General features: G+C 63.8%; 10 protein-coding genes. 8 read left to right on the top strand and 2 right to left on the bottom strand.

The features are described from left to right. The 6 genes from AC1VTH_RS04610 to rpsJ form a co-directional block, all read left to right on the top strand. Positions 1-679 (top strand): DNA-directed RNA polymerase subunit alpha C-terminal domain-containing protein (locus AC1VTH_RS04610; protein ID WP_481334947.1); only part of this gene is annotated, 679 nt, incomplete at its 5' end. Between the two features lie 123 nt (positions 680-802). Continuing rightward, entirely contained in the window at positions 803-1,024 is a 222-nt protein-coding gene (locus tag AC1VTH_RS04605) for a helix-turn-helix domain-containing protein (RefSeq protein ID WP_293673094.1), read from the top strand. A 437-nt stretch (positions 1,025-1,461) separates the two neighbouring features. Next, positions 1,462-1,830: a 30S ribosomal protein S12 gene (gene rpsL / locus AC1VTH_RS04600; protein ID WP_293673095.1), complete on the top strand. Its 369-nt coding sequence runs from the start codon at positions 1,462-1,464 to the stop codon at positions 1,828-1,830. 58 nt (positions 1,831-1,888) lie between these two features. After that, positions 1,889-2,362: a 30S ribosomal protein S7 gene (rpsG, locus tag AC1VTH_RS04595; protein WP_293673096.1), complete on the top strand. Its 474-nt coding sequence runs from the start codon at positions 1,889-1,891 to the stop codon at positions 2,360-2,362. Between the two features lie 25 nt (positions 2,363-2,387). After that, on the top strand, positions 2,388-4,484 hold the full coding sequence (fusA, locus tag AC1VTH_RS04590; protein WP_481334945.1) for an elongation factor G: 2,097 nt from the start codon (positions 2,388-2,390) through the stop codon (positions 4,482-4,484). Between the two features lie 70 nt (positions 4,485-4,554). Beyond that, positions 4,555-4,863 (top strand): 30S ribosomal protein S10, encoded by a 309-nt coding sequence (gene rpsJ / locus AC1VTH_RS04585; RefSeq protein ID WP_293673098.1) that lies wholly within the window; start codon positions 4,555-4,557, stop codon positions 4,861-4,863. 229 nt (positions 4,864-5,092) lie between these two features. Here rpsJ and AC1VTH_RS04580 read toward each other — a convergent pair whose 3' ends face one another. Continuing rightward, positions 5,093-5,779 (bottom strand): pentapeptide repeat-containing protein, encoded by a 687-nt coding sequence (locus AC1VTH_RS04580; protein WP_481334943.1) that lies wholly within the window; start codon positions 5,777-5,779, stop codon positions 5,093-5,095. Positions 5,780-5,858: 79 nt separating this feature from the next. Then, positions 5,859-7,601: a class I mannose-6-phosphate isomerase gene (locus tag AC1VTH_RS04575; protein WP_481334942.1), complete on the bottom strand. Its 1,743-nt coding sequence runs from the start codon at positions 7,599-7,601 to the stop codon at positions 5,859-5,861. 369 nt (positions 7,602-7,970) lie between these two features. Between AC1VTH_RS04575 and rplC the strand changes: the two genes are divergently transcribed. Together rplC and rplD are read left to right on the top strand one after the other, a co-directional pair. Further along, positions 7,971-8,591, top strand: coding sequence for a 50S ribosomal protein L3 (rplC, locus tag AC1VTH_RS04570; RefSeq protein ID WP_293673101.1), 621 nt, complete (start codon positions 7,971-7,973; stop codon positions 8,589-8,591). A 43-nt stretch (positions 8,592-8,634) separates the two neighbouring features. After that, on the top strand, positions 8,635-9,050 hold a 416-nt coding region (gene rplD, locus AC1VTH_RS04565; protein ID WP_481334940.1), incomplete at its 3' end, for a 50S ribosomal protein L4.

The following is a 9,050-nucleotide window of genomic DNA, read 5'->3' as shown; positions in this document are numbered from 1 at the left end:
CCCCGCCGGCACCGGCCTGTCCGCCTACGGCGACGTCGAGCTCACCTACCACGGCCAGAAGATCTCCGGCCCGACCGACCCGGCCGACAAGGTCCTGCCTGAGTGGGCCCCCGACACCCTCAAGGAAGTCGAGGAGAAGCTCCCGCAGCAGCTCGACTGGGTGGGCGATGACTACGGCTACGGCAGCGTGTACTCCAAGAACGGCCGCACGCTCTCGTCCGAGGACGCCAAGCTCTACCTGTTCGACGACCTTGGCGTGTCGCAGCGCTGGACCAACAAGTTCGGCGAGGTTGGCATCGAGACCGTGGGCGACCTCATCGGCAAGACCGAGGATGACCTGCTGCACATCGACGGCATCGGCGCCAAGGCCATCGAGGAGCTTCGCGAGGGCCTCGAGGCCCGTGGCCTGCTCTACATCCTCGAGCCCGACGACAACGCCGTCGCCGACGAGGAGGACCTGTCGCAGCTGCTGAACATGGTCTTCTCGCCCGACGCCGACTCCGACGTGATGCTTGGCTCCTCTGCGACGCCCTCGCACCACTACGCCGACGACGAGCTCATCGGCGCCTCGTCGAAGGACGAGCCCAAGGGTGACGTCATCAACGAGGGCCTCGAGTCGCTCGACGCCCTGCTCTCGCAGGTCGTTCGTCACGATGGCTCCATGGATTCCGACGATTAGGGCCCGGTTGTAACCGTTCGCAAAATAGTTTGATATAGAGGTCGCAGCTCTACGCTGCGGCCTCTGTTTTCATATAAGATTGAACTATTGATACGGCAGCTGCGTAGCTTTGAAGGGGGGGCTATGCCTGTAATGAAGGGTGATTCGAGGAATTCGTATCCGTTCGAGACCAAGAGGGATGCGGTCAAGGCACACCTCGAGGGTGGCATGACTTCATCCGAGGCCATGAGGACGTACGACATCAAGAGCAAGAGCGCGTTCTTCCGCTGGTGCGCCACATACCGCAATGAGGGTGAGGACTCCCTCAAACCACGCAAGAGGGGCCGTCCGCCCAAGAATCAGTAGACGCCTCGCTCGAGGATCTCGAAGAAGACAAAAGGGAGACACCCAGGCGGTGCCTCCTTTTTTATGGGCGGCCTGGTCTCGCGCATCGAGGGCTTGTCCTTCGGAAGCGGCAAAAGGCGCCAGGTGGATGCGTACGCCCGTCCTCGCAGCGCGTAAGTCATCGCGTTGCTGACGTCATCTGCCTATAATCGAGTTCTCCAAGTCGGAAATAGACACTTTGGGCCAGTAACACGGCCGTCCATAGCGATGGGGAAGAGGTGCCCAGCGATTCTCATATGCCCGGAATGTGTAGATGGATACGCCCGGCACCGTGGCTTTTTGACAGATACTTTTACCACGAGTAATCTACCAACTTGCGCCAATTCGGGGTGACGTATGTCGCGCCGCCCTCAAATAGGCAAACGCACAGGTCTAGTTAGGTATGAAGGAGAGAGACTTTGCCTACTATTAACCAGCTGGTTCGTCAGGGCCGCACCACGATCAAGAGCAAGTCGAAGAACGCCGCCCTTAAGCACAACCCCCAGAAGCGTGGCGTCTGCACCCGCGTCTTCACCACGACCCCCAAGAAGCCGAACTCGGCTCTTCGTAAGGTCGCTCGTGTGCGTCTCGTGAACGGCATCGAGGTTACCGCCTACATCCCGGGTGAGGGCCACAACCTCCAGGAGCACTCCATCGTCCTGGTCCGCGGCGGCCGTGTCCGTGACCTCCCTGGTGTGCGTTACAAGATCATCCGTGGCGCCTATGACTGCGCTGCCGTCCAGGACCGCAAGCAGGCCCGCTCGCGCTACGGCGCCAAGCGCGGCTAGGTCGCACCCCGTTCGTAATTCCCGCCCCTAGCAGGGCAAGTTTTGAAGGAGTTCCACTATGCCGCGTCGTGCATCTGCTAATCACCGCCGTGAGGTCACGCCGGACGCCGTTTACAACAACCGTCTCGTGACCCAGCTCATCAACAAGGTCCTCCTCGACGGCAAGAAGTCCGTCGCCGAGCGCATCGTCTACGGTGCATTCGACCTCGTCAAGGAGAAGACCGAGTCCGATCCCCTGGCCGTCTTCAAGAAGGCCATGGACAACGTCCGCCCGACCCTCGAGTGCAAGCCCAAGCGCGTTGGTGGCGCCACCTACCAGGTCCCGATGGAGGTCAACTCCCGTCGTGCCACCACGCTGGCCATCCGCTGGATCGTCACCTTCTCCCGCTCCCGCAAGGAGAAGACCATGGCCGAGCGTCTCGCCAACGAGATCATCGACGCCTCCAACGGCATCGGCGCCTCCGTCAAGAAGCGTGAGGACATGTACAAGATGGCCGAGGCCAACCGCGCCTTCTCGCACTACCGCTGGTAAGCGCTAAGGTTAGGGGAAAACACTCATGGCAAAGAGCAAGTACACGCTCAAGGACATGCGCAACATCGGCATCATGGCCCACATTGATGCCGGTAAGACCACGACCACCGAGCGAATCCTTTACTACACCGGCAAGACCCACAAGATCGGTGAGGTCCACGATGGCGCCGCCACCATGGACTGGATGGTTCAGGAGCAGGAGCGTGGCGTGACCATTCAGTCCGCCGCCACCACCTGCTTCTGGAAGAACTCCGTCATCCAGATCATCGACACCCCGGGCCACGTTGACTTCACGGCCGAGGTCGAGCGCTCCCTGCGCGTCCTCGACGGTGCCGTCGCCGTCTTCGACGCCGTCGCCGGCGTCCAGCCGCAGTCCGAGACCGTGTGGCGTCAGGCCCACAACTACAGCGTCCCGCGCATCGCCTTCATCAACAAGTACGACCGCATCGGTGCCGACTTCTTCCACGCCATCGACACGATGAAGGAGCGCCTGCACGCCAACGCCATCGCCGCCCAGATCCCGATGGGTGCCGAGGACCAGTTCTGGGGCCTCGTCGACCTGGTCACCATGACCGCCTGGGACTTCAAGGAAGACGACAAGGGCATGATTTACCCCGAGGCCATGGACGAGATTCCGGCCGAGTTCGCCGACCTCGCCCAGACCAAGCGTGAGGAGCTCCTCGACGCCGCCGCCAACTATGACGACGACCTCATGGAGAAGATCCTCATGGAGGAGGAGATTCCGGTCGAGCAGCTCAAGGCCGCCCTGCGCAAGGGCGTCATCGCCAACGAGCTCAACCTCGTCTTCGTGGGCTCCGCCTACAAGAACAAGGGCATCCAGGAGCTCCTCGACGCCGTCGTCGACTACCTCCCCAGCCCGCTCGACGTCCCCGCGGTCGAGGGCACCAACCCCAAGTCCAAGGAGACCGAGACCCGCGAGGCCGACAACAAGGCCCCGTTCAGCGCCCTGGCCTTCAAGATCCAGACCGACCCGTTCGTCGGTAAGCTGACCTACTTCCGCGTCTACTCCGGCACCGCCGAGGCTGGCTCCTACGTGTACAACGCCACGAAGGGCACCCGCGAGCGTCTGGGCCGCATCCTCGAGATGAACGCCCACGACCGTACGGACCGTGAGTCCTGCTCCACCGGCGACATCGTCGCCGCCGTGGGCCTGAAGAGCACCACCACGGGCGACACCCTGTGCGACGAGGCTCACCAGATCATCCTCGAGTCCATCGAGTTCGCCGACCCGGTCATCGACGTCGCCGTCGAGCCCAAGACCAAGGCCGAGCAGGACAAGATGAGCGTTGGCCTGGCCAAGCTCGCCGAGGAGGACCCGACCTTCCAGGTCCACACCGACCAGGAGACCGGCCAGACGATCATCGCCGGCATGGGCGAGCTGCACCTCGAGATCATCGTCGACCGCCTGAAGCGCGAGTTCAACGTTGACTGCAACGTGGGCAAGCCGCAGGTCGCCTACCGCGAGACCGCTGGTCACGCGGTCGAGAAGGCCGAGGGCAAGTTCGTCCGCCAGTCCGGCGGCCGTGGTCAGTACGGTCACGCGGTCATCAACATCGAGCCGCAGGAGTCCGGCAAGGGCTACGAGTTCGTCAACGCCATCGTGGGCGGCGTCGTCCCCAAGGAGTACATCCCCTCGATCGACAAGGGCATTCAGGAGGCGCTCGAGAGCGGCGTCATCGCCGGCTACCCGGTCGTCGACATCAAGGTGACCCTGGTCGATGGTTCGTACCACGAGGTCGACTCCTCCGAGGCCGCGTTCAAGATTGCCGGCTCCATGGCCATCAAGGACGCCCTCAAGAAGTCTGACCCCGTCCTGCTCGAGCCGATCGAGGACGTCGAGGTCGAGACCCCGCAGCAGTACCTCGGCGACGTCATGGGCAACCTGAACTCCCGCCGTGGCGCCATCCAGGGCATGGAGGACCGCAACGGCACCACGTCCATCAAGGCCAAGGTGCCCCTGGGAGAGATGTTCGGCTACGCCACCGACCTGCGCTCCCAGACGCAGGGTCGCGCGAGCTACACCATGCAGTTCGCCGAGTACGAGCCCGTCCCCAAGTCCGTTGCCGAGCAGATTGTCAGCAAGGCTGGCGGCAACGCCTAAGCTACGGCCCTTTAGATAATGCGACCAGGGGCGTGCACGACACGCACGCCCCTGCCGATGGAGGTACCAAGTGTCTACTCAGAAGATCAGGATTCGTCTCAAGGGCTTTGACCACGAGGTCGTTGACCAGTCTGCCAAGCTCATCGTCGATACCGCCCAGAAGACGGGCGCCAAGGTGTCTGGCCCCATCCCCCTGCCCACCGAGCGCAACCTCTACACGGTCATCCGCTCGCCGCACAAGGACAAGGACTCCCGCGAGCAGTTCGAGATGCGCACCCACAAGCGTCTCATCGACATCCTCGAGCCCACGTCCAGCACCGTCGACTCGCTGATGCGTCTCGACCTGCCGGCCGGCGTTGACATCGAGATCAAGCTTTAAGGTCTCTTTAGCTCACAGGCAAGCCCCCGAAGCCAAGCTGCTTCGGGGGCTTTCTTTGTCTGGTGACTCGTTGTGCGGTTGCTTCGCGTGGCTTGCGATCTTGTGGATGTGGCTCCCGGGCCTCGTTCGTGTAACCGAGGGTGGAGAGCGCGGCGTGCGTGCTCGAAGACGGACGAGGGGCCCGATAAGGGCTTGCGTGCCGTCCATCGAGGCGAGCCCTCGCCAACCCCTACTGCTCGTACCCGCGGATCTTGACGCCCAGGTATCCCATCAGGTCGATCGCCTGCGTCTCGTCGATGATGGCGCCGCGAATCTCACGCAGGTTTGCGGAAAGGCCAATGCCCGCTATGCGGCACTCCGAAAGGTCGACGCCGCCCAGGGGCGCCCCGTGGAAGGCCGCCCGCGTGAGGTCCACGTCAGCGAGCTCGAGCTTGAGAAGCTTGGCGCGGGCAAAGGACGCCTCCGAGAGGTTCGTGGACCTTACGCGCAGGCCTATGACGCTGCACTCGGAGAGATTCGCGTAGCTCATCTGCGAGTCCGCGACCGAGGTGCCGGTGAGGCGGCCCTTCTCGAACGAGATGCCAGGAGCGGAGCAGGAGGCGAAGTCGACGCGGTTGAGCCAGGAGCGGCTCATCTCGCAGGCGATGAAGCGGCAGCTCCTGAATTCGACGTCGGCAAAGGTGGAGTCCGAGAAATCGACGTGGTCAAAGGTGCAGCCCTCGAAGCGCGCGTTCTCGTATGCGCAGCTCTGGGCATCGAAGGTGCCGCTGTACGAATCGAGGCGCTCGACGTAGAGGTCCTTGACGAGCGTTCCCTTGATGCTTGCGTCACCGTCTGCCCAGAGCTGCCTCAGCTCCTCCTCGCCAACGTTTGGGCCTATGCCGGGCGTCACGCGGGCAAACCCCTGCCTCTTCATGCGGGCTCCTCTCTGTCGTGGGCATCAAGGATAGCGCTCGAGAGCGCGGGGGCCTGCCCGCCCATTGGCCATAAGCCTCTTAGGCGCGCGGTGTGGCCATGAGCACGCGAACCTCGCTGGCATCCTCGGGGCACTCGATGCGGAAGTCGCCCGCATCGGCTGGGACGAAGACCGTCTCGGCGTAGTGCACCTCGAGCGGCTCCCAGGCTCCCGCGGGGCTCACGATGCGTGCGTGCTGGCCCTCCACGAGGTTGAAGACGCACAGTTCGCCTGCGGTCGTGCCCTCGTAGGACGTGCGAACGTCGATGGCACGGGTTTCGACGGGCTCGAGCTCGTGCAGGCCCGTGTGCGTGACGGTGCAGGCCTCGTCCTCGCTGACGGGCTCAAAGGCGTTCACGAGGTTCTCGCGTACCCACGAGGTGGTGCAATCCCAGTTCATGACGCGCCTGCCATCCTCGATGTGGATGGGGCGCGGCAGCCCGTCCATGCCCAGGCGCCCCCAGTCCCACAGCTTGAACGTGAAGATGAGGGGTGAGGCGCTCACCTCGAGGACCATCGTGCCGGCGCTTGAGCAGTGGGGCGTTCCCGCCGGGATGAGGAAGTGGTCGTGCTTCTTGGCCGGCCAGCGGTTGACGTAGCGCTCGGTGTCGAAGGGTGCCCCACCCGCCTGTGCCTCGCGCAGGTCGGCGACCATCGCGGCGGGGTCGATACCCTCCTTGAGTCCCAGGTAGACGGCGCCGTCATCCTCGGTGTCGAGGATGTAGTACGACTCGTTTTGCGTGTAGGTCATGCCAAAGTGCTCGTGTATGTACTCGGTGGTGGGGTGTACCTGCAGCGACAGGTTCTGGCCGCCCATCGTGTCAAGGAAGTCAAAGCGGATGGGGCACTCGGCTCCCCAGCGGGCGTAGGTGCGCCTACCCAGGAACTCGCGCGGCATGAGCTTGGTGAGGTTCATCGCCGGCGTCTCGAGGCGCACGTCGCCAAAGCGCAGACAGAGACTGTTCTCCTCGGGAACGCCGTCGAAGCCCCAGGCAAAGTTGGGCGGCTCGGGCGAGAGGTGGCAGACCTCGCGCATCCACTGGCCGCCCCAGACGCCCGGTTCGAAGGAGGGCACGAGGCGGAAGGGTGCGCGAGCGGTCTGTGCCAGGCCCGCGAGCAGGCCCTCGACCTCGACCATGGCAGGATTGTCCCTGTCGTTCGTGTCGAGGTAGAGGTCGCACTCGGGCATGACGTCGAACTTGTGGCGGTCTGCCACGCGCCACTCGACGAAGAAACCGCACTTCACCTTGCGCAGTTGGTCCTCGTCCGGGTTGTCGAGCAGGTAGTTGGGAGCGCCCCCGCGGTAGCGCTGCTGCGCCTCCCAGCGGGCGAGGTCGGCGTAGATGGCAAGGTCGGTGTCCGCCACGAGCGTGGCGCCCACGCCATAGACGAGCACGAGCCCCTCGGCTTTCTCCACCTGGCGGCGAGCATCCTCAACCTTCTGGGCGTCGAGGAACTCGCTCAGCTGCATGAAGCACATGCGTCCGCGCACGCGGTCATCGGTGAGGAAGGGCGAGAGAATGCCGTTCAGGCGCTCCTGGGGCAGCAGCAGGCCGCGCATGTCCACCACAAGCTCGGGCGCCAGGCGCTGGCTCACAAGGCCGAGCAGGGCGTCGTCGACGCCGGGGTAGCAGTCGATGGCGACGACGTGCGCCTTTGCGTGGGCGGCGCGGGCGCAGATCGCCCCCAGGACGCTCTCCCAGCCGCCCCAGGACGCATGCTCGCCCGCCACCTCGATCTCGGTGGCCTTGTCGTAGTGACTCTCGAAGTTCAGATAGGGCATGTCTCTCCAATCATTAAAAATGTAAGAACAACATAGCAATATGTTCGCACATAAAAAGAAGGGCCGCAGGGGTGCTACCACCACCGATGACCTCGCGCGAAGAGAGGTAGAGAGATTGTGAAGGGCCTCTGAGCTGTGTATACTAGACAGGCTGCGTTTTTAGGGGCATGCTGTGTCGTCTCCAAACCACGGAGTCGGGCGTATCCCTCGAACGGGCTCGAGAAGCCCAGTGCTTCCGCCGGCAACGCGAGGGGCACGTGGCTCACAGCCAACGCCCTGATAGCGCAGCAGTCTGTAGGACGTGGTCCTCTGGGGCCGTGCGCAAGGGGCGTGCGGGTGACCCAAGACCACCGAAGGTAAGGAACGTGTATGGTCAGCACCATCCTCGGCCGCAAGATCGGGATGACCCAGGTGTTTGACGAGGACGACAACGTCGTCCCCGTTACGGTCATCCAGGCCGGCCCCTGCGTCGTCTCGCAGGTCAAGACCGTTGCCACCGACGGCTACGACGCCGTTCAGATTGGCTTCGGCAGCATCAAGAAGAACCGTGTGAACAAGCCGATGGCGGGTCACTTCGCCAAGGCCGGCGTCGAGCCCATGCGCTACCTGCGCGAGGTCCGCGTCGCCAACGGCGAGGATCACAAGGTGGGCGACGTCGTCACCGTTGCCGACTTCGCTGAGGTCAAGAACGTCGACGTCACCGGCACCTCCAAGGGCAAGGGCTTCCAGGGCACCATCAAGCGCTGGAACTTCGCCTGCGGTCCCATGACGCACGGCTCGCGCAACCAGCGCAAGCCCGGTTCCATCGGCCAGTGCGCCTACCCCTCCCGCGTGCGCAAGGGCCTGCACATGGCCGGCCACATGGGCGACGAGCGCGTCACGGTCAAGAACCTCAAGCTCGTCCGCGTTGACGCTGAGCAGAACCTCATGCTCGTCAAGGGTGCCGTCCCCGGTGGCAAGAACGGCCTCGTCTCGATCCGCATGGCCTAAGGGCCCAGAGCAACCAAACCTTTAGGCTACCAAGGAGAACATGATGTCCAAGATCGAAATCAAGAACGCGGAGGGCAAGGCGGTTGACACCGTCGAGTTCGACTCCAGCGTGTTCGGCATCGAGCCGAACATCCCCGTCATCCACCAGGTCGTGACCGTTCAGCTCGGCAACCTGCGTCAGGGCACCCACGACACCAAGGGCCGCTCTGAGGTCTCCGGTGGCGGCGCCAAGCCTTGGCGCCAGAAGGGCACCGGCCGTGCCCGCCAGGGCTCCATCCGCGCCACCCAGTGGGTCGGCGGCGGCGTGCCCTTTGGCCCCACCCCCCGCACCCACAACCGTCGCCTGAACAACAAGGAGATCAAGCTCGCCATGCGCGGCGTCCTCTCCGGCAAGCTTCGCGACAACGAGCTCGTCGTCGTCGACAACTACGGCTTCGACAAGCCCAGCACCAAGCAGGC

This window comes from Parolsenella sp. (assembly GCF_982402205.1).
This window is presented reverse-complemented; position numbering and strand designations above follow the sequence as displayed.